The following is a 23749-nucleotide window of genomic DNA, read 5'->3' as shown; positions in this document are numbered from 1 at the left end:
TGAAAAATGACTAATGTTTATATTATTGACGCATTACGTACTCCTGTTGGTAAAGCACCACGCGGTGTATTTAAGAATACCTTGCCTGATGATTTACTAGCCCATGTAATCAGAAATTTAATGGAACGTTATCCCTCGCTGGATCAACAAGAAATAGGAGATGTTGTGGTTGGTTGCGCTATGCCCGAGGCTGAGCAGGGAATGAATGTAGCGCGTATTTCCTCCCTACTTGCCGGCTTACCCCAATCTGTTCCTGCGATGACCATCAATCGTTTTTGTTCTTCAGGAGTTCAAAGTATTGCTACCGTCGCACAGTCCATACGTAATGGGGATATACATTTGGCGCTTGCAGGAGGCGTTGAAAGTATGTCTATGGTACCCTTAGGGGGAAACAAGTACACAGCAAACCCTGCTATTTTTAATAATGAAGATGTCGCAATCGCATACGGCATGGGAATAACTGCAGAAAATGTGGCCAAGCGCTGGGAAGTTAGTCGCGAGCAACAAGATGAATTCGCTGCTGAAAGCCATAAGAAAGCCATAGCGGCACAACAACGAGGTGATTTTAAAGAAGAAATTGTTCCCATTGAAGTGACCGTGAGACATGCTGATTTAATTCATTCCACAACGATGGTTAAGAAAAAATGGATCACTGATGATGAAGGACCGCGTGCAGATACTTCTTATGAGGTCATTTCTAAATTAAAACCTGTTTTTGCAGCAAGAGGGACAGTTACAGCAGGTAACAGTTCACAAACCAGTGATGGAGCAGGGATTGCTTTATTGGCCAGTGAGCAGGCTTTACGTCAGTATAATTTAAAACCCATTGGACGATTATTAAGCTATGCTGTAGCAGGTGTTCCGCCTGAAATTATGGGGATCGGTCCTATTAAGGCAATTCCTATTGCTTTAAAGCGTGCGGGAATTACCCTGGATCAACTTGACTGGATAGAGCTTAATGAGGCTTTTGCAGCTCAAGCTTTGGCGGTTATTAAAGAACTTGATCTACCGCGAAGTAAAGTAAATCCACTAGGAGGGGCTATTGCTTTAGGTCATCCCTTAGGGGCTACAGGTGCGGTAAGAACGGCTACCTTATTGCATGGTTTGAGAAGAACCAAAGGAAGATATGGAATGGTCACCATGTGTATTGGCACGGGAATGGGAGCTGCTGCCATATTTGAAGCTTTATAAGACGTTAGATTGAGCTTGGCCAAGGACACAAAGTTGGTCAAGCTTCTCCGCAACAGATACGCAAAGCTTTTACTCTGGAATTAAAGTGTTGGGGAGGTCAAGCTTGATTTTCCCGAGTAAAGGCTTGTGCCATCCCCGGGCTATAATGATGCTGTTTCATGGCTAGAAAATAAGAGCGAGCCGCACTTGAATACTCTTCAGTGACATTGCAAGGGATGATTTTGAATAAGATACCGCTTAGTTTTTATCGCGGAATATAATGCGGCCTTTAGTTAAGTCATAAGGAGTTAACTCAACTTTAACTTTATCGCCAGTCAAAATTCTAATGTAATTTTTACGCATACGACCAGAAATGTGGGCAGTGACAACATGTCCATTTTCTAATTCAACCCGAAACATGGTATTAGGTAGGGTATCTATAACAGTACCAGCCATTTCTATATGATCTTCTTTTGCCATAGGTCTCTCAGTGATGTACCAAAATTATAATGTTTATTATGTATCTATACTTATAGCGTGTATACTGCACTAAAATGAGGAAAATGGCAATCTAAGCTTATAAAAATTAGCTATTATATCGCTCCTTAATCTGAGTTTTCTCTTAATTTCTTTATGGAACCTGTCTTCAATATGATTTTCCTTCCTAGAGATTATTCACACTGCTTAGCCCGAGAACAGAATCGGTTATAAAAACATCGCCAACATAATCGGAAAAGTGTTTTTCCTTACTCGCTTGGGTCTCACTAGGACGAATAAGTCCACTTAAATCAAATTCAAATTTTTCTTTTAATTCCTGGGTCAACATTTTAATCAGTTCGCAGGAAGCATTTTGTTCGAACAAAATCCCTGCTGTATTAATAAAACCCTGCATCTCTTTATCAAATCTAGCCTTGTCATGCAGATATTTTTCCTTTACCTCGAGCGTATCAGTAAATGCTGGTTCTCGGGGTGGCCTGGGAGCTACTTTCCAACCCTCTTTGGTTAATCCAAATCGAATATTTTTGACCATATCATGTTCTTGCGAGTAATATGAAACAGTCATAAATCCTTGTAATTTTTCATCTTCCCTTATTAGAAATACGGCTTTGGTTGCTTTGTTTTTGGCATCATTTCCCTCTAAAATCATATGTAACTGGTCACTCTTAATTTTTCCAAAAATAACAGGAACCTTAGACTCTGCTTTTGATCCCATAGGGTACTCCGGTTTATTTAACACTTTACATTATCATTTCCTGGGAATTCAAAATAAGGAATGCTAACGCAGGCTCATACCGTATAATAATAGTACAAATTGTTGTGATTTTAAATATTGTTTGTAGTGTTCCACAAACCCTGTTTTGTAGGATGTTCTAACGATTGACCAAGCATGTGGAGAAATTCCTTGCGGTGAATAATCTTTGCTCCAAGACTTTGTAAATGCTTTGTTGGAATTTGACAATCAATAAAATCAAAGCTCCATTCGGCCATTGTTTTGCATAAACAATAAAAAGCAATTTTTGATGCATCAGTCATCTTATGGAACATCGATTCACCAAAAAACGCATGGCCTAAGCTAAGTCCATACAAACCGCCTACAAGTTCGTTCTCATACCATATTTCAAAAGAATGGGCATAACCCATAGTATGTAAGTAGGTGTATGCTTCAATCATTTCTTGAGTTATCCACGTATTATCAAGGCGCCCAGCTCCAGTAGCACATTCAACAATGACTTGCCTGAATGCTGTATCTATCGTGAAACTAAACGGTTTTTTCAATGATTTGAGCAAACTGCGAGACGCCTTAAACTCATTGGGAATGAGTATGAGTCGTGGATTTGGAGACCACCATAAAATGGGTGTCCCAGGCTCATACCAGGGGAAAATTCCTTGCCTGTAGGCTTGAAGTATTCGTTGGGGAGATAAATCTCCTCCAATAAATAACAAACCCTGGGCATCACTTTGTTCTGGATCCGGGAAGGAGTAAAGTTCATTAAAGTTCAATTCAATCTCCTGGATTTGTCGGGACTTTTTAACTCATAGATCTTTTTTATTCTACACTTATTATAAACAAGAATTGGAGGAAACAATTGGATTATTTGTATAGTTTAGGGAATATCCTAATTCTTCTTAGTCTTTGCTTTAGGAAAGTCCTTTTTATTCGCACTATATTTGTTATATCGGATTTATCGTTTCTGCTTTATGGAGCATTGGTCAATGTTCCACCAGTTACTTATTGGGCGATTGCATCACTAATAATTAATTTTGTACAGATCGGTATTTTGTTACGAGATATGATCCCCAGGGATTTACCTTATGATTTGCAACAAATAAAAGATATATTTTTTGCTGACATGCAAACCAGCGATTTTATTCGTCTTATCAAATTAAGTTACCGGGGTAGTTCCAGCAACAAGGAAGTGTTAACCAAGGGACATCCTGTAGAAAACCTCATGCTGATTACAAATGGGAAGGTCTATATAGAAGTTGAGAGAGCGGTTATTGAATTGGGGCCTTATCATTTTATAGGGGAAATGAGTTATTTCAGAGATGGTAAAGCAACTACAACAATTCATGCACGGGAACCAGTTGATTTTCTATATTGGCGTTATACCGATTTACGTCGTTTGCAGGAGAAAAAACCTCCCTTGTTTATGAAAATGGTCGAGGCTATGGGCAAAGATATTATGTTAAAAATGTTGAATCAAAATAAGGCTTCAGAGACATCATCGTAGCCTGAGGTTCAGGATACTAAACACCCAGGCTGTTTTTTGGATATGTTCTATTTTTTCCCTAAATTCAAATCCAGATATTGTTCTGCATCAAGAGCCGCCATACAACCAAAACCAGCCGAGGTAATGGCTTGTCGATAGACATGATCCGCCACATCCCCGCAGGCAAATACGCCAGGAACGGAAGTGCTTGTTGCCATTCCATCAAGTCCTGATTTGATTACGATGTAACCATTATTCATGACAAGTTGATCTTTAAATAAATCCGTATTGGGCGTATGGCCTATAGCAATGAATATACCATCTACATTTAATAATTCCTTGGTATCATTTTGCACGTTACGGATTAAAGCCCCGGTTACCTTTTTATCATCGCCAATTACTTCTTCAAGGGTGGAGTTCCATATTATCTTAATATTACCATTACGGGTTTTTTCAAAAAGTTTATCTTGAAGAATTTTCTCTGCACGCAGGCTGTCTCGTCGATGTACTAAAGTTACATTAGCGGCAAGATTGGATAAGTAGAGAGCTTCTTCAACGGCAGTATTTCCTCCACCGATAACACAAACTGCTTTGTTTCGATAAAAAAAGCCATCGCAGGTGGCACAGGCAGAAACTCCTCTGCCTTGATAGGCGGATTCAGATTCCAATCCAAGGTACCTTGCAGAAGCTCCTGTTGCAATGATCAGGGCATCGCATGTGTAGGTCTCGCTATCACCCTGAAGGGTGAAGGGTGCTTGTGCTAAATTGGCTTTAACAATATGATCAAAAATAATTTGGGTATCGAAGCGTTCTGCGTGTTTTTGCATACGCTCCATTAAGGCAGGGCCTTGTAAACCCTCGATGTCCCCCGGCCAATTATCAACTTCGGTTGTGGTTGTTAATTGACCCCCTGGCTGCATGCCAGTAATTAAAACTGGGTGAAGATTGGCCCTTGCGGCATAGACTGCGGCAGTATAACCTGCTGGCCCTGAACCTAATATTATTAAGCGATGATGATTGCTTGAGTTCATTGTCTCTGCCTTCCTTAATATTTTAATATTTTGTGTTAAGATGGCGAATATTATGACAAAAACAAAGATATGAAAATACCTATGGAAAAACAACAGTCAGGAAAAAAATCGAACGGCTCTAAAAATCACATGCCCAGCTATGTTGTAAAACGACTTAGTGAAGGTAGTTTTATAATAATCTTAACAAGCGCACTTTTTGTGCTATTGTCATTATTGTCTTATAAAACAAGCGATCCGGGATTTTCACATAATTCCCCAGCGGGAACTGTGGTCGCGAATTCAGGCGGACAGGTAGGCGCTTATATTGCTGATGCCCTGTATTTTGTTTTTGGATATTTCGCGTATTTGGTACCCATAACTTTTGTTTATATTTCCTGGGCATTGTTACAAGACTTACGTGCTCTAAGAAGCCTTGATAAACGGGTTTTACTGCTTCGCTCCATTGGCTTAATGCTCATGTTTGCAGGAGGGTGTGGTTTATTAAGTCTGGAAGCAGAAATGAATCAACTGGACTCCATACATGGTGCAGGAGGGTTTATAGGGCAGGCTGTCGGTGGTGGTTGGTATCAAATGCTCAACTTGCATGGAGCAAGTTTAGTTCTGCTGGCCATGCTTTTGGTGGGAACCACCTGGCTAACCGGATTATCATGGATAAAAGCAATCGAATTAATCGGTTTCTATACTCTATTTATTGTGAACTATGTTTCTAAAGGAGTTCACAAAACGGTTTTTTTCATTAAATCCCAAATTGAACACTCCAAGGAGAGCAAACTCACTAAAACATCTCCGAAAATATCCCAGGAGAAAACTGCTCCCAAGTTATTTAAACCCAAACCAGAAAAAGAAGTAAATATTCCTCCTGTAGTAATCACTCAGGAAGTAAAACCGGAAATTGTCAAACCTGTAAAAGAGGTAAAAGAAATTCGTATCCCTAAAGTGAGCACGTCAGGAGAGCTGCCCTCGCTTACTTTATTGGATAAAGGTCAACCTGGTAAACCTATGGGAGGATATACGCATCAGGAACTGGAGAACTTATCACGTGAGGTAGAACAACACTTACTTGATTTTGGAATCCAGGCGGGTGTTGTGGCGGTTCACCCAGGACCCGTAGTCACCCGTTTTGAATTGCAATTGGCTGCAGGTGTAAAAGTGAGCAAATTGACGGCTTTGGCTAAGGATTTAGCCCGCTCTCTATCCGTAATTTCAGTCCGGGTTGTGGAAGTAATTCCTGGTAAAACTGTAGTTGGTCTGGAATTACCTAATCATTCCCGCGAAACTGTCCGCTTATCTGATGTTCTATTGGCAGATGTTTACCAGCAGGCACACTCCCCAATAACTTTAGCTTTGGGAGTGGACATTGCAGGCCATCCTGTAGTTGTTGATTTGGCAAAAATGCCCCATTTACTGGTTGCAGGTACCACGGGATCGGGTAAATCAGTAGGTATTAACGCCATGATCTTGAGTATTTTATTTAAGGCGACTCCTGACCAGGTACGGCTCATTATGGTTGACCCCAAAATGCTTGAATTGTCTGTCTATGACGGCATTCCCCACTTGTTAACGCCTGTGGTCACTGACATGAAAGAAGCTGCTAGTGCTCTAAGATGGTGTGTAGAAGAAATGGAGCGTCGTTATAAATTGATGGCTGCTTTAGGTGTAAGAAATTTGGCAGGCTTTAACAGTAAAATAAGCGAAGCTATCGCTAATGGACAACCTATAAGCAATCCTTTATGGAAACCAGTTGATTCCATGGATGAAACCGCACCCGAATTGGAGCTTTTACCTTATATTGTGGTTGTCATTGATGAATTGGCTGACATGATGATGGTTGTGGGCAAGAAGGTAGAGCAATTAATTGCCCGAATTGCTCAAAAAGCCCGCGCTGCAGGGATCCATATGATTCTTGCTACCCAAAGACCTTCGGTAGATGTCTTGACGGGATTAATTAAATCCAATATTCCGACACGAATGTCATTCCAGGTTTCGTCAAAAATTGATTCTCGTACTATATTAGATCAACAAGGTGCGGAACAATTATTAGGCCATGGAGACATGTTGTATTTAGCCCCAGGAAGCGGTGCACCTTTACGGGTCCATGGTGCTTTTGTTGATGATAAGGAAGTGCATCGTATTGCTGATGATTGGCGTGCCCGCGGAGAACCTGATTATATTGACGATATTTTAAAATTGACAGGTGATGGTAATGAGGGGGGGGCTGATGAAGACGGTCAGTCTGCTGAGGATGATGATCCTCTCTATGATCAAGCTGTGGAATTTGTTATTCAGACACGTAAAGCCAGTATATCTGCAGTACAACGGCGTCTGAAGATAGGCTATAACCGCGCAGCCAGAATGGTTGAGGAAATGGAACGCACAGGAATTGTAGGTCCATTGGATGGCGGTTATCGAGATGTGTTGGTGTCATCTGTAACGGAGGATTAATTAATGAAAAAAATATTAATGGTATTGCTTTTAAGTATTTCTACTGCGGTATTTAGTGAAACACCTGATGTATTATTACAAGCCAAATTAAATGGCATTCGCTCAATGACGGCGGTGTTCAAACAATCAGTAAAAGCAAAGCATCGGGTTGTCTCCAGTTCCTCAGGGACTATGGCCTTGCAAAGACCAGGTCGATTCCGCTGGCAAACCGAACAGCCCATGGCACAATTGATGGTAGCTGATGGACATAAAATTTGGGTTTATGATAAAGATTTGGAGCAAGTTACTGTTAAAACCCAACGGAAAGGTTTAGGTGGAACTGCTGCTTTATTCTTAAGTGGTTATGACAATACCGTAACCCGTGATTTTAGTGTGACTCAGAGTAGCATGGGGAAAGACCTGGTTTTTGATCTCAAGTCAAAATCATCAAAAGCGAATTTTCAGCGCATAAAATTAATTTTTCGACAAGATAGCTTAACGGGATTGGAGCTATATGACCAGTTAGGGCAGGTGACTACAGTGAAATTATCACAAATCAAGTTAAACCCTAAACTTTCAGGTAATTTGTTTCAATTCAAAACACCCAAAGGGGTTGATGTGGTACAGCAATGAGTTTATTTAATACCAACCCCAACCCTCCGCTTGCAGAACTGTTAAGGCCCAAAAGCCTGGATGAGGTGATAGGGCAAAGTCATTTATTGGGTGAAGGGAAATCATTGCGACTTAGCTTTACCAGTAAAAAATGCCACTCTATGATCCTATGGGGCCCGCCTGGGGTTGGGAAAACAACAATTGCCCGTCTTGCTGCTGAAGCATTTGATTGTGAATGGATTGCTCTTTCAGCCGTATTCTCGGGAGTCAAAGATATCCGTGCTGCAGTGGAAAAAGCCCAGGAAAACCTCAGCCACGGAAAACATACTCTTTTGTTCATTGATGAAATTCATCGTTTTAATAAAGCCCAGCAAGATGCCCTGTTACCCTACACAGAATCGGGTTTGGTAACCTTTATAGGGGCAACCACAGAAAATCCCTCTTTTGAAGTGAATTCTGCTTTATTGTCCCGTGCCCAAGTTTATGTTTTAAAGTCTCTAACTGATGAAGAGTTGAGGCAATTGTTTCTAAAAGCTCATCAAGCAGTGTTATCTCCAGTGCAATTTGATGATGATGCTGTAGAAATGCTGATTGGATTTGCTGATGGCGATGCGCGACGTTTATTGAATAGCCTTGAGCAACTTCACAATGCATGTACTGCAATGAATATTGAGGATGTAAGCAAAGAATTTGTCATGAATGCGTTGGCAGAACAGGGCCGGCGTTTTGATAAAAAAGGTGAACATTTTTACGATCAAATTTCTGCTTTACATAAGTCAGTACGTGGGTCTAATCCAGATGCCGCACTCTATTGGCTATGTCGAATGCTGGATGGGGGGGTGGATCCTCGTTATCTGGCCCGCCGTATAGTGAGAATGGCTTGGGAGGATATAGGCTTAGCTGACCCCCGTGCAATGCAAATTGTAAATGACGCTGCAGAAACCTATGAGCGATTAGGTTCTCCTGAAGGAGAACTTGCACTCGGGCAAGCGGTTATTTATCTGGCAATTGCCGCCAAGAGCAATGCAGCCTATGTTGCTTTTAATCAGGCGATGGATTTTGTAAAGCATGATAAGTCTCGTGAAGTGCCTGTTCATTTACGTAACGCGCCTACTCGTTTAATGAAAAAACTGGGATATGGAAAAAGGTATCGATATGCTCATGACGAGCCCCATGGATATGCAGCTGGGGAGCAATATCTACCTGAGGGAATGAAAGAGCCCGGTTGGTATAAACCGGTAGGGCGCGGGTTAGAAATTAAAATTGCCGAGAAAATGGCATTTTTGAAATCTCTGGATGAAAAAAAGCCCAAATCCTGACAGAGATTCGGAAAAAAAGTCCAAAATTACAAAAATTTTCGCGCCTGCTTCTCCATTTACACCGTTTCGGAATATCCAACAACTCTCCTTTTCGCTGTCGCTAGAGATGTAAGTTGTTGCCGTCTCGGAAAAAAAAATATCACTTTGATTTTAAAAAAACACATAAGTCATTAGTGGAGTGAGGAAAGTGAGTTACAAACCTAACTTAATTTAATTGCCTGATTTTAAATATATTTTCATTTTATTCCAAATTTGCTACAGTCTTCTTATTAATTATAATAATTTCATCCAGTATGCATTATTCTAATTACCAAACATGTGCTGTAAGACCTCATATACCTCTTTCCGAGTGGGATATTCTCTCCAGCTTGCCAACTGCTCTGGTGATTATAAATTCTCAGGGACGTATTGTTTGGTTAAATCCCCCTGCAGAAGCAATGTTAGGCTATGGTTTGCTTGATTCTTTATGGTTGGACGTGCTTTTACGAGCGTTTGTTCCTCGTGCTGATGACGGTCATGAAGTTTCTCTTGCCGATGGCCGCCGTGTTCATGTAGCGATTGCAACTTTGGATAGTCTTCCTGGTATATTAGTCAGTTTGACTGATATTACCGCGACCCGAGATTATGAGAAAGCAAAAGAAAATGAAAAACGTTTAGTATCAATTGGTACAATGACTGCACAGCTTGCACATCAAATTAGAACCCCTTTGGCCTCCGCAATGCTTTATACGGAACATTTAAACAATCTCCCGGATTTAGATGTACGAACCCAAAACTGGATTCATCGATTGCAAGAATGCCACTCCAGTATTGAGCAACAAATTCAGGATTTATTGCTTTTTGCTCGGGGTACCACAATAGAGCCAACTCGGGTGGATATGAATTCCTGGTGCTCTTTGCTTGTTCAGCGCGCACAACCCTACGTTTTGGCCAGAAATGTAACTTTTAATTTGAATAATCGACTGGTTACTCAGGAGTCATTAATTCATACAGAGTCGCTAATTGGTGCTGTTTTAAACTTGGTGATCAATTCATTACAATCCGATGCAACAGAAATTAATTTAACACTTGCATCTATGGATGATTCAGGTATACAAATATCAGTAGAGGATAATGGTAAGGGAATGACAGAAGATGTAAAGAGCCAGGCCTTTTCACCTTTCTATACTACAAAGGCCCAAGGCAATGGTTTGGGTTTAGCCGTCGTATATGCAGTAGTAAAAGCCCACGGTGGTCGAGTAAGCCTGGAGTCTAGAGAAGGAGTAGGTACACAAGTTAATTTGTTTTTGCCGTAATATTTTGAGTCGTCCCCCTGCCTATGGCGATGTATCTCCTGATTGGATAGTATGATTAAAGTTCAGGAGCATACTTTCTTCATTCGGGACGATCTCCTTTATAACACTTAGAAAAGGGACTTTCTATGAGTCATGTTTTAATCGTTGAAGATGATCCAGTATTAAGGGAAGCGCTGGCTGAAACAATGACTATTGCTGGCCATACATATATTACTGCTAAAGATGGCAAGGAAGCTTTGGCTCTTCTTGAAATCCATAATCCTTCGGTTGTATTGACGGATATACGTATGGATGAACTTGATGGAAATCAATTACTCGCGGAGATCCAAAAAAGAAGGCTGGGATTGCCCGTAATTTTGATGACTGCTTATGGTTCAGTACAAGATGCGGTAAACGCCCTCCATCATGGAGCTGTGGATTATTTACAAAAACCATTCAGTGCCCAGGTACTAACAGAAAAAATCAATCAATACATCAAAATCGAATTTGATGAAGATACTGGGGAACCCATTGCCAAAGATCCAAAAAGTCAAGCGCTGTTGACTATGGCACTAAAAGTTGCCCAATCGGATGTAGGTGTGATGATTAGCGGCGAAAGTGGGACTGGTAAAGAAGTTTTAGCTCATTTCATTCATGATCATTCAGCGCGGAAAAAACAACCCTTTATTGCGATTAATTGTGCCGCGATTCCTGAACAAATGCTTGAGGCGACCTTATTTGGTTATGAAAAAGGCTCATTTACTGGAGCTTATAAATCAACGCCAGGGAAGTTTGAACAGGCACAAGGAGGGACTTTATTACTGGATGAAGTCAGTGAAATGCCTTTAAGTTTGCAGGCTAAATTGCTCCGTGTTTTACAAGAGAAGGAAGTAGAGCGAATCGGAGCCAATAAAACGATTAGTTTGGATGTGCGTATTTTGGCTACGACCAACAGACAACTTAAGGATGAAGTGAAAGCCGGTCGTTTCAGGGAAGATTTGTTTTATCGTTTGAATGTTTTTCCTTTGCAATGGGATCCTTTACGCGAACGAAAAAATGATATTATTCCTTTAGCAAACTATTTAATTCGAAAACATTGCCAACACAAACACACTGCAGTCCCTGTAATTTGTCCAGCAGCCCAGAAACTGATGTTGGCTTATCCATGGCCGGGGAATGCGAGAGAACTGGATAATGTAATTCAACGCGCGTTAGTCCTGCAGACGCAAGGAATAATAGAAGCGGAACACTTGCAATTGTCTTTAACCAATACACTAACTTCAGAAACATCTCCTGCTGCCACCAGTAAAAATCTACAAATCCATGAGTTTGAATTGATTGAAAAAACTTTATTGGAAAATGAGGGGAATAGGCAAAAAGTAGCCGCTTTATTAGGAGTGAGTGAACGCACATTGCGTTATAAATTGGCAAAAATGCGCGAGGAAGGTTACACAGTATAAATCAATGGATTGGGAGCGAATTTAACGTATTGCTCCTCAGAAAGACAGACAGAATTGTGACTAAACCTGCACGGTTTTTCTCCCGGGACTACAAAGGTAGAAGGGATGTACAATTCACATTATGAGGTAAATAAGGATATGAATGATATTAATACAGTAAACCTGCTTAACCAGATAAAAACGATGTCTGCGAAGGCAGAGAGCGGCATTCTTGAAACAGAAACCAGTCAATCTTCGTTTGGAACAGTATTTCAGCAGGCTTTAAATCAAGTGAATGATTTAAATCAAAATGCAGATGCTTTAAAAACCCGTTATGAAATGGGCGACCCTGATATCAGTTTGGGGGAAGTGATGATAGCAGCTCAAAAGTCTAATCTGGGTCTTGAGGCTACTGTTCGAGTTCGCAATAAAGTAGTTCAAGCATATCAAGATATAATGAATATGCCAGTATAAGTAGGAGTTTGATATGGCATTGGCTGATAGTGCATCAACAGTAGCTGCAAAGTTTTCGAATTTATCTATTGCACGGCAAATTGGTCTATTAGTAGGTATAGCTGCAAGCATAGCAATTGGTCTAGCAGTCGTTTTATGGTCGCGTGAGCCCAATTATGTGCCTTTATATACGCAAATGAATGCACGCGATGCGGCAGAGATAGTATCCGCACTTGAACGGAATGGTATTGATTTTAAGATTGACAGTAACAACAGCGTAATTATGGTTGCATCACAGGATCTGCAAAGTGTACGTCTTAAATTGGCAATGGAAGGATTGCCTCGCGAGCCAGTAGGTTCAGAAGAACTTTTTTCCAGTTCAAATGCATTTAATAGCAGTCAGTTTATGGAAAGTGCCCGCTATAAACAAGCCCTGGAAGCGGAATTAGCTCGCACAATAAGTAAATTTAATGACATTAAATCTGCTCGAGTTCATCTGGCAATTCCACGTGAATCCGCTTTTGTTCGCGATGCTCATGAACCTAGCGCCTCTGTTTTTCTTGATGTTTATTCCGGTTTGGAGCTGAAAAAACATACCATTGCTGCCATTGTGAATTTGGTTGCATCCAGCATTCCAAATTTGTCCTCAAGTCGTGTTACTGTGGTTGATCAGGATGGACAGTTATTGAATGAAGGCGGGGGACAAACGCTCTTTTCGGATACCGAGCGCTTTTTGGACTACAGACAAAATTTGGAACATCAATATGCGCAAAAAATTCAAGACATTTTGACACCTATATTGGGTTATGGCCGTGTTAGGGCAAAAGTGTCTGCTGATATTGATTTTACCAGTTATGAACAAACTCAGGAAATGTTTAATCCGGAACTGCCTTCATTGCGTAGTGAACAAATTATGGAAGAAAAACGCAAGACTTCAAATGATGCAGTTGGGGTCCCGGGCACTTTATCAAATATACCGCAAAATAATCCTGCGCTTGCTGCCAAGAATACGCCTCCTAAAAATGCACCACAACAAGGACAAGCCGCAACAGAATCCGATGTAAGTCAATCCTCAGATTCGCGCACTCAAAGTACCAAAAATTTTGAGTTGGATAAAACAGTGAGTCATACTAAAAATCAGCCCGGTACGATTAAACGAATCACTGTTGCTGTTTTGGTTGATAATCGAGCAGTAATGGATGAAAAGACTAAAAAACTAACCAAAACTCCACTGACTCCAAAAGAAATTGATCAAATTAAATTACTTGTCGCTGATGCAATTGGCTTAAATGCACAGCGTGGTGACAGTTTAAATGTAATCAATACTGATTTTGTTAAACCTGATCCTATAGCTGCCATTCCTGAGGAACGATTTTGGGAGAAAGATATCTTCTGGTCTATAGTGAAACAGGTTGCGGGTGCGTTATTTGTTTTAGCATTAATTTTTGGGGTGCTAAGACCAATGCTTAAAACATTGGCAAGCAATCGAAATGTTGGCAATATTGCGAATGATGAGCAGTCTTTGGGTGATTTAACCTATGATGGAACCATTTCAATCAAGGAAGCCAATGATTATGAGTCGCAACTGAATTTATTACGCCAGGTAGTTGATAAGGAACCCAAAAGGGTAGCACAGGTCGTTAAAAATTGGGTTGATCGGGGGTAATTATGGATGGAATCGAGCGTGCGGCCATTTTGCTATTAAGCATGGGTGAAAAAAATGCTGCGGAAGTGTTAAGGCATTTGGAACCGAGACAGGTACAAAAAGTCGGGGTTGCCATGTCAACACTTAGTAATGTAACCAAGGCAAAAATGGAAAACGTCTTGGTTGAATTTACCAATGCGATTGGAGAGCAAACAAGCTTAACCGTGGATACAGAGCATTATTTACGGACTGTACTCATTGAAGCTTTAGGTTTGGAAAAAGCGACTCCGTTTATCGATCGAATCCTTATCTCCGATAAAGACAGTGGCCTGAATCGTTTAAAATGGTTAGACGGACGATTAATTGCAGATGTGATTCGAAACGAACATCCCCAAATTATTGCTACCATACTCATTCATTTGGATAGCGAGCAAGCGGCTGAAGTAGTACGTTATTTTAGTGTAGAAAAAAGGTCGGAAGTGCTTCTGCGGATGTGCAATATTGATACAGTTAAACCCGAGGCTATCTCTGAACTCGGACAGGTTATTGAGAAACAACTTAGCGGCCAAAAGGTAAGTAAAACTTCTTCTGTAGGGGGAATCAAGAGTGTTGCTGATGTGATTAACTATTTTGATGGGGCTATGGAAGAGGAAGTGCTGAATAAGATCAAAGATTGGGACCAGGAGTTAAGTGAAAAAATCCGCGACAAAATGTTCGTTTTTGAAAATTTGGTCGATATGGATGATCGAAGCATGCAAACTTTATTGCGCGATGTCACTCCTGAGCAATTAAAACTCGCCTTAAAAGGTACAACTGAGCCTACTAAAGAAAAGATATTTTCCAATATGTCCAAGCGGGCGGCGGATTTATTACGTGAAGATATAGAATTACAGGGGCCTGTGAAAGTAGTTGATGTTGAGCGCGCACAACGTGATATTTTAGCTATTGCAAAAAATCTTGCTGAAGATGGCAAGATTGCACTGGGATCCAAGGGTGGAGATGAGATGATTTAACAATGGAACCTGCCTGCAGTATTCGGTTCCTCAGAGAGAAACTTCACTAATTTATTGAATATGATTTCAGGAAGATAGTATGGCGGATGAATTTGAACCCTACTTAAAGAAAAAAGAAAGTATACAAGGGTTTAGTACCTGGAAATACGAATCGGTTTTAAATAATGAAGTAAAGCAAGAAATGAGCGAAGAAGAGCGATTTCTTGCCGAATGCGAACGTTTAAAAAAGGAAGCGGTAGAAAAAGGTTATGCGGAAGGAATGCAACAAGCGCAGACGGAAATAAATGAAAAGAGACAACACTTCCTACGCTGGTTTGATATTCTAAAAAATCCGGTAAAACTTCTGGATGAACATGTAACCCAAGAAATAATTAAAACAGTAATTTGGTTAAGTCAATATTGTATTGGGGTCGAATTAACTGCTTATCCGGATAAATTAAAAAATTTACTCGACTCGATTAAAAAGGAATTACCTTCCCTACATGCTTACAAAACACTGGCTATGCATCCGGAGGATGTAAGCTGGGTTCAACAGGAATTTAGTGAGAATGACATACCTGGATTACAGGAAATTTTAGTAGCAGATCCCTCATTAAGCCGAGGCGACTTTTACCTGAAAGGGGAATATAGTGAGTTAGATGGCCGGTTGCAAACCCGCTTAACAACCCTCTTTGAAAAATATATAAATCAAGAAAATCTGTTTGTTCCTAATAAAGATCAGGATTGATCGATGACTATTTATCAATCTTATGTCCTTAAAATATTGTCTGAAGTTCGCGAAAAAGAGCAATCAGGTTTATTGCATTGCGGTCGGATCAGTCGTGCTGTAGGCCTTACCCTTGAAGCTAAAGGATTTAATCAGCCTATAGGAGCAAGATGCTTTATTACTCTTGATGAAACCCATTCAATTGAAGCAGAAGTGGTAGGTTTTGGCCCTGATTGTGTTTATTTGATGTCTCTAGGGGCGATCCATGGACTTGCACCCGGTATGATAATCACCCCAACGGGGAGAGTTGCCCAGGTTGAAGTGGGAAATCAATTATTAGGGCGAATTGTAAATGGCTCAGGCGCCTTTATCGATGAGGGTCCCCCTCTTGATTTGACTGAAGCGTATCCCTTAATCAGTCCCGCTATCAATCCCTTAAAAAGGGCAGTCATTGATACTCCTTTAGATGTAGGGATTCGTGCAATAAATGGATTGCTTACTGTAGGTCGGGGACAACGAATAGGATTGTTTGCTGGCTCTGGAGTAGGAAAATCTGTTTTGTTGGGAATGATGACGCGTTATACCAATGCGGATGTAGTTGTTGTTGGACTAATTGGAGAACGGGGCAGGGAAGTCAAGGAATTTATTGAATTAAATTTAGGTGAAGAGGGCTTAAAGCGGGCGGTTGTAGTTGCTGCTCCCGCAGATGAAAGCCCTTTAATGCGATTACATGGAGCTAAAGTTGCTACAAGTATTGCTGAATATTTTCGTGATCAGGGCAAGCATGTCCTGCTCCTTATGGATTCTTTAACGCGATTTGCTCAAGCACAAAGGGAAATCGCTCTTTCTATAGGTGAAGCACCGGCAACCAAAGGCTATCCGCCTTCAGTTTTTGCCAAATTACCCAAACTGGTTGAGCGAGCAGGAAACGGGGCGCCAGGAAGTGGTTCCATTACTGCATTTTATACCGTTTTAACCGAAGGAGATGACTTGCAGGATCCCATTGCAGATGCGGCCCGAGCTATTTTGGACGGGCATATCGTGTTAAATCGGTCTATAGCTGAAGAGGGACAATACCCTGCTATTGATTTGGAGGCGTCAATTAGCCGGGTTATGCAATCCATAGTATCTGAGCAACAAATGAATGATATGTTATTATTGAAAAAGAATTTATCATTATATGAAAAAAATAAAGATTTCATTTTACTGGGTGCTTATGCAAAAGGAAGTGATCCAAATATTGACAAGGCGATTCACGTTAGAGAAAAAATTAGGGAATACATGGAGCAAGGAATGAATGAGCGGTTCAATTATAAGGAAAGCGTAGCTATGTTATCCCGTTTGGCTTCATCTTTGGGAGCTAATTGATGAGCCAGCGACTGGAACGTTTAAAACAACTCCTTCAGATTAAAAAAGATGCGACACATGCTGCCTATCAAGATCTCTTAAAAACCCAAGAGCAATTTAAGCAAAATAAAATGAAGCATGAGCAGTTAGTCGCCTATCGACAGGATTATTTACACCAAGTTGAGAAAATTGGTCAACAGGGAACAATAGTTGCCCGATTACGTAATCGCATCGATTTTATTAGCCATTTGGATACAGCTTTAATACAATTGAATGCCCATTTGGCATATTTAGCAAAATTAAGGGCTAAGGCAGAAATGAACTATAAACAAGCGAGAATCTCTGAAGAGGGAGTCAGCCAATTGGTGGACCGGGTTAACAAGAGTGAACAAATCAAGATACAGCGCATGGAGCAAAAAGAAAATGATGAGTATGCGCAAAAGCAATGGTATAGTAAAAAATATCAATGAGTAATCGAAAATTAGGCGTGAGCAAAGTACTAAAAAGAATTTGGATGCTTTTAGCTGTCCTGATTATCTTTATGGCTGTTTTATCCAGCATCTTTCGTTCTCTGACTCCTTGGGCAAAAGAGTATAAGGGGGAAGTAGAGCAGCATCTATCACTTCTGATAGGACAACCGGTTACCATTCAAACGATGGAAACAGGATGGTATTGGTTTCAACCTGTGCTGAAATTGAATCAGGTCACTCTGGGCGACGATTCAAAACAAAATTTCCGAATTAATAAATTATTGGTCGGTATAAACCTTTTTAAATCTTTGTGGAGCTGGCAAATTCAGCCTGGTGTTCTCTACATTGATGACATGCATCTGAATTTGCGAGAAAAAGACAATCATTGGTCCATAGATGGAGTGACAACTGACTCCCTCAATAGCACTGATATGACTCCCGAAAAGACCAGACAAATTCTGGTCTGGTTGTCACAGCAAGATCATTTAATCATCAGACGTGTTTCAGCCTATTTTCATTTTAGCGATGGGGGATTGATACCTGTTAATGGTTTAAATATATCTGTAGCGAATAGAGGGGGACATTATAAGTTCAAGGGTGAAGCACGGCTTGAACAAACCAGCAGTACTGATTTTAAACTCCTGGGTGATGGTTATTTTGATCCGGACCATTTCGAGGATATTGAGGGTAAGTTTTATTTTTCCGCCAAAAATATCGTACCTGCACAGTGGCAAATTCTTTTTCCAAGGACAACAGAACATTTGGAGGGGGGCAAAGGTAATATTAATTTATGGTTGGATGTGCATCATGGCGCGATATCTTCGGTACAAGCAGAACTTTCATTTAAACGGCTCGCTTGGAAGCTGTTGAATAATCAACAAAGCCAATTAATTCAATCATTTTTCGCTAATGTGTCGTGGAAACCTGACAATGCCGGTTGGGAGCTTCATGTTGCCCCAATAAGATTACGTACAGGAGGAGTGACCTGGCCGGAGAATCAAGTATTAGTTAAGTACAACAGAGAACAGCAAAGTTATTTGCTTTTTGTTAAATCAATCATTATTGAATCATTATTATCTAACGCTATAAACTGGCCACAATCTATCCAGAATATATTGGCAATGAAACCTCAGGGAGTTTTACAAGATACTCAGGTTCTCCTTCAATTAAATATCCCTGTTTCAGTTATTCCGCCCGTTCCCTATTTCAGTACTGCTGTAAATGATACACCCTCCTTAGCGGAAGATGAGAACAAGATTTCTATAAATGGCTATTCAATCAATTATGTATTAACCCGATTTATGCAAATAGGATGGGATGCCAAAGAAAGTATTCCCCAGGTTAAAAACTTATCAGGTGTGATCAGTTGGCAACCTGAGCAAGGGCGTTTGGAACTGGATTCCGAAAATTCATCGATAAAAGTAAAAGGCTACCCCGAACAAACATTGACATTACTTAATGGGGCATTTGACTGGAAGGAGTTAAGCGACGGTTTGCGAGTCAGTGTAGAGCGGCTTGCAATAACCCAGCCTGAATTAACGTTAAGCTTGCAAGGGGCCGTTGATCAAGTGACTTGGCAAACTATTGGCAATATACGTCTGGGTGCAGAATTCGCTGGTAAAAACTGGCAGCAATGGGTTGCATTCTTACCTAAAAAATACATGAAGCCCAAATTGTATCTATGGTTAAAAAATGATGTGAAACGTATCGCTGCAGCCAGTGGAAAAATCAGAATTATTGGTTTAGCAAAAGAGTTCCCTTTCGATAATAATACAGGCGAATTCATTATCGACAGCTATGCAAGCGGAGGCGAAATAGCTATTAATTCCAAATGGCCAGTGGTAAAAGAAATTGATGGATACATTCATTTGAAAAATCGTAACCTGAATATTGATATAGTCCACGCCAATTTCCAGGGTGTTCCTGCAAAGAATATGCATTTGCGCATTGATGATATTGGCAAGAACAAAGAAAACTTACTGGTAAATGGAACTATTGATGCTTCTGTGCAAAAAATGATGAATTATGTGATGGCTTCTCCTTTAAGGAAAAAACTGTCACTTTTAAAAATGCTTTCCATTAAAGGCCAAGCATTGCTGAATTTAAGCGTACAAGTACCTTTGTATCCGGAAAATGATGAAGTACTTGCTAAAGGAAATGTGACCTTTAAAAAAAATTCGATGCAGGTCAATTACGAGTTAGTTCAATTTGCTGTACGAAACCTATCGGGTGTATTGATGTTTAATGAAGCGGGAGTGACAGATAGCTATCTTTTTGCTGAACTCCTGGGCCATCCGATGAATATTAAAATTCAATCAGTCAAACTACCCAAGCCTGCCACAACCATCGCCATTACTGGAAAATGTTCCATCAGTTCGTTAAAGCACCAGTTCAAATTGCCTTTATTTGATTTGTTGGATGGTTCTTTTAATGTGAATGCCTTATTGAAATTAAGCGATAAGCCCTCAGAGGCGGACAGCATCAACGTTACTAGTTCATTAGAAGGGCTGGATATCAATTTGCCCGAGCCCCTTGGTAAAAAATCGGCTGCAAAAACTCCCCTGAATTTAAATCTTGAACTTAAGTCTAAAAAGTTCATGCGTGTGCGAGGTAATTTTGATAAACGATTCAGTGCAGATTTGCTGTTTAAAAATAACAAAGAGGGTTATGCTTTTAATTCAGGCCAATTACGTTTGGGTAGTGCAACTGCCGTAAATCAGAATTTACCAGGCCTCTCCGTTATAGGCACTTTGAAAGGGTTTGATTTTCAGGAATGGAAAGAGGTATTCAATCAATTTTCTTCAGCAAAAACAGACAACTCCATCTTGGCTAATCTGAGAATTATCCATATAACGATAGAAAAATTAAATTTTTTAAAACAACAGTTTAATACTATGGTTGTTAAAGCAAAAATACTGCCTAATAAAGACTGGTCTTTCAATTTGCAACAAAAAAATATTGCAGCTGACTTGGTTTATCATCCACCCTTAAATGAATTAAGTGGCCATGTGCATTATTTGCATATAGATAAAATTGAATCAGCAAGTGATGAGCTTACTGAGACTTCGGAACTGCATCCCAATCAAATACCTAATCTTAATTTGCGTGTTGATAATTTGTCTTTGGGTAAAGTCAATGTGGGTGATGTAACTCTGAAAAGCAAATCGACTGCTGAAAAATTAAAAATAGAATATTGCCAAATAAATTCTCCAGTATATCAATTTAATGCCCAGGGGGAATGGCTTCAAAAAGAAAAAGCTAATCAGACTAATTTTGATGTAAAACTCAATATCACAAATTTAGCTAAAACATTAGAGCTTTGGAATGTAATGCCTGCTGTGCATGCCAAAAAAGGGTATGTGGAATTTCATGGAGGCTGGAAAAAAAGCTTGTATGCGTTTTCGCTTGCTTCAGTCAATGGGAATATGTATATACAACTAAAAAATGGAAGAATTACGCATTTAAGTAAAGAGACAGAAGAAAAATTGGATCTGGGTAAATTACTGAGTATTCTGAGTCTGCAAACTATTCCGCGGCGCTTGCAATTGGATTTCAGTGATTTGGCGCATCAAGGATACAGTTTTGATATTTTCCAGGGAAATTTCGCTGTTAATAAAGGAATTATGGCAACGCAAGACAGTTATCTTGATGGCCCGGTTGCTTATGCAAGCATGAAAGGGGACCTGGATTTAATCAAGCATACTTATGATTTGAACTTGAAGATTTCTCCGCACATAACAGCCAGTTTACCTGTTGTGGCGACAATTGCTGGTGGTCCTGTCGCCGGTGTTGCTGCCTGGGTTGCAAATAAAATTATTAATCAAAGCATGCAAAAAATTTCTGCGTACAGTTACAAAATCTCAGGGCCATGGAATGAGCCTGTGGTACAACAACTTAGCATTGTAAAAAAATTAATGAAAAAGGAAGAACGTAACTGAGAAAACCTGACAATATAGGACTCAGGCTACATTAACTAAAAATGAAGACTTAAATGCTACAACTTATATTTGATCGCTATTGGGATATTTGCTTATTAAAAGAAAGTCCCGAAAATACACCTTACTCTATTTCTCGCATGGTATTGAGTGGCATTTTGTTAGCATTACTTATGACAATTGAATGGGATTATTCTAACTTAAATTCCTCTGAGGATTTGATAAATAACGCATACATCTCAATATGTTTAATGATTTCATACGTTATATATACTTATTTTGTCTTGTACTTTAGAGGGGTGACCTCCAGGCTTGTACAAACTGTTACCACGTTATATTTCATTAATATTATTATCCATATACTGGTTATTCCTTTGTTGATTCTGGCTCCCTATTTATCTCAAATTCATTTAAAAAATCCTTTATTGATGTTTATTGGGATAATCTATTTGTTTTTAAGCTTGGGTTTAACTATTTGGCAGTTTGTGATTACCGCCCATGTCTATAAATATGCACTAGACTCAACAGCCATTAAGTCAGTTTTTGCTGCTTTTGGTTTAATCGCGGTTAATGTTCTAACGGTTTCTTTATTACAATAAGAATGGGATGATTATGCACTTACATATTTTAGGTATAAGCGGAACTTTTATGAGCGCCCTTGCTTTACTGGCGCGCGATGCAGGGCATAAAGTCACTGGAAGTGATGCTAATTGCTATCCCCCAGTAAGTGATTTGCTTTCAGCAAAAGGGATAACCTGGACTGAAGGTTATGAGGATACTACCACGGCATTGGAATCAGATTTGATTATAGTGGGGAATGCTATAAAAAGAGGGATGCCTGTACTAGAGGCAGTGATTGAATCTGGTAAACCCTATACTTCTGGCCCCCAATGGCTCGCTGAAAATATTTTAAGTCGCTATCAGGTGATTGCCGTTGCAGGTACCCATGGCAAAACGACCACGACTTCAATGATTGCGTGGATTTTAGATCAAGCGGGATTTAATCCAGGTTTTTTAATTGGTGGAGTATCCTCTGATTTTAAAACGAGTGCATGCCTTGGCTCAGGCAAATGGTTTGTAATTGAAGCTGATGAATATGATAGTGCTTTTTTCGATAAACGTCCAAAGTTTATGCATTATCGACCAAGAATAGCTATTTTAAATAATCTGGAATTCGACCATGCTGATATTTATCCTGATTTGGCAGCGATACAGTTACAATTTCATTATCTCTTAAGAACAATTCCTGTAAGCGGAGTGGCAATTAAACCTCGAGATGACAAAGCACTGAATGAGGTTCTCGCTCGCGGCCAATATTCTCGAATCGAAGATTTGGCTTTAGAAGGTGATGCCGAATGGAAAGCCCAATTAATCGAGGAGAATGGTTCAGCGTTCAAAGTGTTGCGTCATGGCAAAGAAGTGGCCGAAGTCAGATGGTCTTTGATTGGACGTTTTAATGTAGAAAATGGTTTGGCTGCCCTTGCCGCAAGTATAAACGCAGGAGTTAATCCTAAAGTGGCAGCGGAAGCTTTAGAACGTTTTACGCCGGTAAAGCGTCGTTTAGAAGTTCGCTCTAATAAACATGGAGTAACGGTTTATGATGATTTTGCCCATCATCCTACCGCTATAATGCGGACAGTTGAGGCCTTAAAGCGCAGTAAACGCCACTACCGCATTTATGCAGTATTAGAGTTTGCATCCTATACCATGCGTACGGGTGTTCACGCTGAGGAAATGGGCCATGCCTTAAATCCCGTTGATGGTGCCTATATTCTCGAACCGCACGATTTTAATCTGTATGAAACCATAGGGAACTGGGATTTTCCTTATAAAATATGTAAAGACCATGATGAAATAATAAAAGAAATAACTGCTGCAGTGCACGAAGGAGATGCTGTTCTAGTGATGAGTAATCGGGGTTTTGACGGGATCCATCAAAGACTAATCGATTCTATAGAACAACGGTTTTCCAAAGAGTAATAAGGTGCAAAGCACTATGATTAAATCGGTATAAATTCAAGCTCTTCGAAGTACCTGTTATAACGGGTTACATCCCAGTTCTGAATTTTATTGCTCGTGAATCATAAAGGGAAAAGAGCACACTCTGCCCCACTGGGTTATCCTCGTACGTATTGAACATAAAAAAATTAGAAAAAAAACTTTTAATTCTTTTTATGTTCAAATAGTTAAATTAATAGTTGCA

The 23749-nt window shown here is 40.1% G+C and carries 20 protein-coding genes; 16 read left to right on the top strand and 4 right to left on the bottom strand.

The features are described from left to right. Positions 1–6 precede the first annotated feature (6 nt). On the top strand, positions 7–1191 hold the full coding sequence (locus tag KYQ_RS06040) for an acetyl-CoA C-acyltransferase (RefSeq protein ID WP_010653460.1): 1185 nt from the start codon (positions 7–9) through the stop codon (positions 1189–1191). Positions 1192–1428: 237 nt separating this feature from the next. On the opposite strand, the gene infA is transcribed toward KYQ_RS06040, so the two are convergent. From infA to aat, 3 genes are all read right to left on the bottom strand, one after another. Continuing rightward, complete coding sequence (gene infA / locus KYQ_RS06035; protein ID WP_010653461.1) at positions 1429–1650, bottom strand: translation initiation factor IF-1; 222 nt, start codon at positions 1648–1650, stop codon at positions 1429–1431. A gap of 184 nt (positions 1651–1834) precedes the next feature. After that, positions 1835–2383: a hypothetical protein gene (locus tag KYQ_RS06030; RefSeq protein ID WP_010653462.1), complete on the bottom strand. Its 549-nt coding sequence runs from the start codon at positions 2381–2383 to the stop codon at positions 1835–1837. Between the two features lie 110 nt (positions 2384–2493). Then, positions 2494–3171 carry a leucyl/phenylalanyl-tRNA--protein transferase gene (gene aat / locus KYQ_RS06025; protein ID WP_010653463.1) on the bottom strand — a complete coding sequence of 226 codons (678 nt, stop codon included), beginning with the start codon at positions 3169–3171 and terminating at the stop codon, positions 2494–2496. A gap of 86 nt (positions 3172–3257) precedes the next feature. Here aat and KYQ_RS06020 point away from each other — a divergent pair, with 86 nt between their 5' ends. Further along, positions 3258–3902: a cyclic nucleotide-binding domain-containing protein gene (locus tag KYQ_RS06020; RefSeq protein ID WP_010653464.1), complete on the top strand. Its 645-nt coding sequence runs from the start codon at positions 3258–3260 to the stop codon at positions 3900–3902. Between the two features lie 47 nt (positions 3903–3949). Here KYQ_RS06020 and trxB read toward each other — a convergent pair whose 3' ends face one another. Next, positions 3950–4912, bottom strand: coding sequence for a thioredoxin-disulfide reductase (gene trxB / locus KYQ_RS06015; RefSeq protein ID WP_010653465.1), 963 nt, complete (start codon positions 4910–4912; stop codon positions 3950–3952). An 81-nt stretch (positions 4913–4993) separates the two neighbouring features. Here trxB and KYQ_RS06010 point away from each other — a divergent pair, with 81 nt between their 5' ends. The 14 genes from KYQ_RS06010 to mpl all read left to right on the top strand — a co-directional run bounded on the left by KYQ_RS06010 (position 4994) and on the right by mpl (position 23526). Beyond that, on the top strand, positions 4994–7354 hold the full coding sequence (locus KYQ_RS06010; RefSeq protein WP_010653466.1) for a DNA translocase FtsK: 2361 nt from the start codon (positions 4994–4996) through the stop codon (positions 7352–7354). 3 nt (positions 7355–7357) lie between these two features. Then, the gene (lolA, locus tag KYQ_RS06005) at positions 7358–7966 is read left to right on the top strand and encodes an outer membrane lipoprotein periplasmic chaperone LolA (RefSeq protein ID WP_010653467.1); all 609 of its coding nucleotides are present in this window, start codon (positions 7358–7360) and stop codon (positions 7964–7966) included. Then, on the top strand, positions 7963–9264 hold the full coding sequence (locus KYQ_RS06000; RefSeq protein ID WP_019349757.1) for a replication-associated recombination protein A: 1302 nt from the start codon (positions 7963–7965) through the stop codon (positions 9262–9264). The genes lolA and KYQ_RS06000 overlap by 4 nt, the downstream gene beginning before the upstream one ends. A 293-nt stretch (positions 9265–9557) precedes the next feature. Beyond that, a complete protein-coding gene (locus tag KYQ_RS05995; RefSeq protein WP_019349756.1) occupies positions 9558–10559 on the top strand; it encodes a sensor histidine kinase in 1002 nt (333 codons plus the stop codon). Positions 10560–10684: 125 nt separating this feature from the next. Further along, the gene (locus tag KYQ_RS05990; protein ID WP_010653470.1) at positions 10685–11998 is read left to right on the top strand and encodes a sigma-54-dependent transcriptional regulator; all 1314 of its coding nucleotides are present in this window, start codon (positions 10685–10687) and stop codon (positions 11996–11998) included. Between the two features lie 138 nt (positions 11999–12136). Then, positions 12137–12451, top strand: a complete 315-nt coding sequence (fliE, locus tag KYQ_RS05985; protein WP_010653471.1) for a flagellar hook-basal body complex protein FliE — start codon at positions 12137–12139, stop codon at positions 12449–12451. A gap of 13 nt (positions 12452–12464) precedes the next feature. Next, a complete protein-coding gene (gene fliF / locus KYQ_RS05980) occupies positions 12465–14096 on the top strand; it encodes a flagellar basal-body MS-ring/collar protein FliF (RefSeq protein ID WP_010653472.1) in 1632 nt (543 codons plus the stop codon). Between the two features lie 2 nt (positions 14097–14098). Then, complete coding sequence (gene fliG / locus KYQ_RS05975; protein ID WP_010653473.1) at positions 14099–15088, top strand: flagellar motor switch protein FliG; 990 nt, start codon at positions 14099–14101, stop codon at positions 15086–15088. A 79-nt stretch (positions 15089–15167) separates the two neighbouring features. Continuing rightward, a complete protein-coding gene (locus tag KYQ_RS05970) occupies positions 15168–15815 on the top strand; it encodes a flagellar assembly protein FliH (protein WP_010653474.1) in 648 nt (215 codons plus the stop codon). A 3-nt stretch (positions 15816–15818) separates the two neighbouring features. After that, positions 15819–17162 (top strand): flagellar protein export ATPase FliI, encoded by a 1344-nt coding sequence (fliI, locus tag KYQ_RS05965; RefSeq protein WP_010653475.1) that lies wholly within the window; start codon positions 15819–15821, stop codon positions 17160–17162. Continuing rightward, positions 17162–17611, top strand: coding sequence for a flagellar export protein FliJ (gene fliJ / locus KYQ_RS05960; RefSeq protein ID WP_010653476.1), 450 nt, complete (start codon positions 17162–17164; stop codon positions 17609–17611). Before fliI ends, fliJ begins: the two co-directional genes overlap by 1 nt. Then, positions 17608–21549 carry a YhdP family protein gene (locus KYQ_RS05955; protein ID WP_010653477.1) on the top strand — a complete coding sequence of 1314 codons (3942 nt, stop codon included), beginning with the start codon at positions 17608–17610 and terminating at the stop codon, positions 21547–21549. The genes fliJ and KYQ_RS05955 overlap by 4 nt, the downstream gene beginning before the upstream one ends. Positions 21550–21602: 53 nt before the next feature. Continuing rightward, entirely contained in the window at positions 21603–22145 is a 543-nt protein-coding gene (locus tag KYQ_RS05950; protein WP_010653478.1) for a hypothetical protein, read from the top strand. A 7-nt stretch (positions 22146–22152) separates the two neighbouring features. Continuing rightward, positions 22153–23526 (top strand): UDP-N-acetylmuramate:L-alanyl-gamma-D-glutamyl-meso-diaminopimelate ligase, encoded by a 1374-nt coding sequence (mpl, locus tag KYQ_RS05945; protein ID WP_115264577.1) that lies wholly within the window; start codon positions 22153–22155, stop codon positions 23524–23526. The last annotated feature ends 223 nt before the right edge of the window (positions 23527–23749 follow it).

The sequence above is a fragment of the Fluoribacter dumoffii NY 23 genome (assembly GCF_000236165.1).
GTDB classification, from domain to species: Bacteria; Pseudomonadota; Gammaproteobacteria; order Legionellales; family Legionellaceae; genus Legionella; species Legionella dumoffii.
This window is presented reverse-complemented; position numbering and strand designations above follow the sequence as displayed.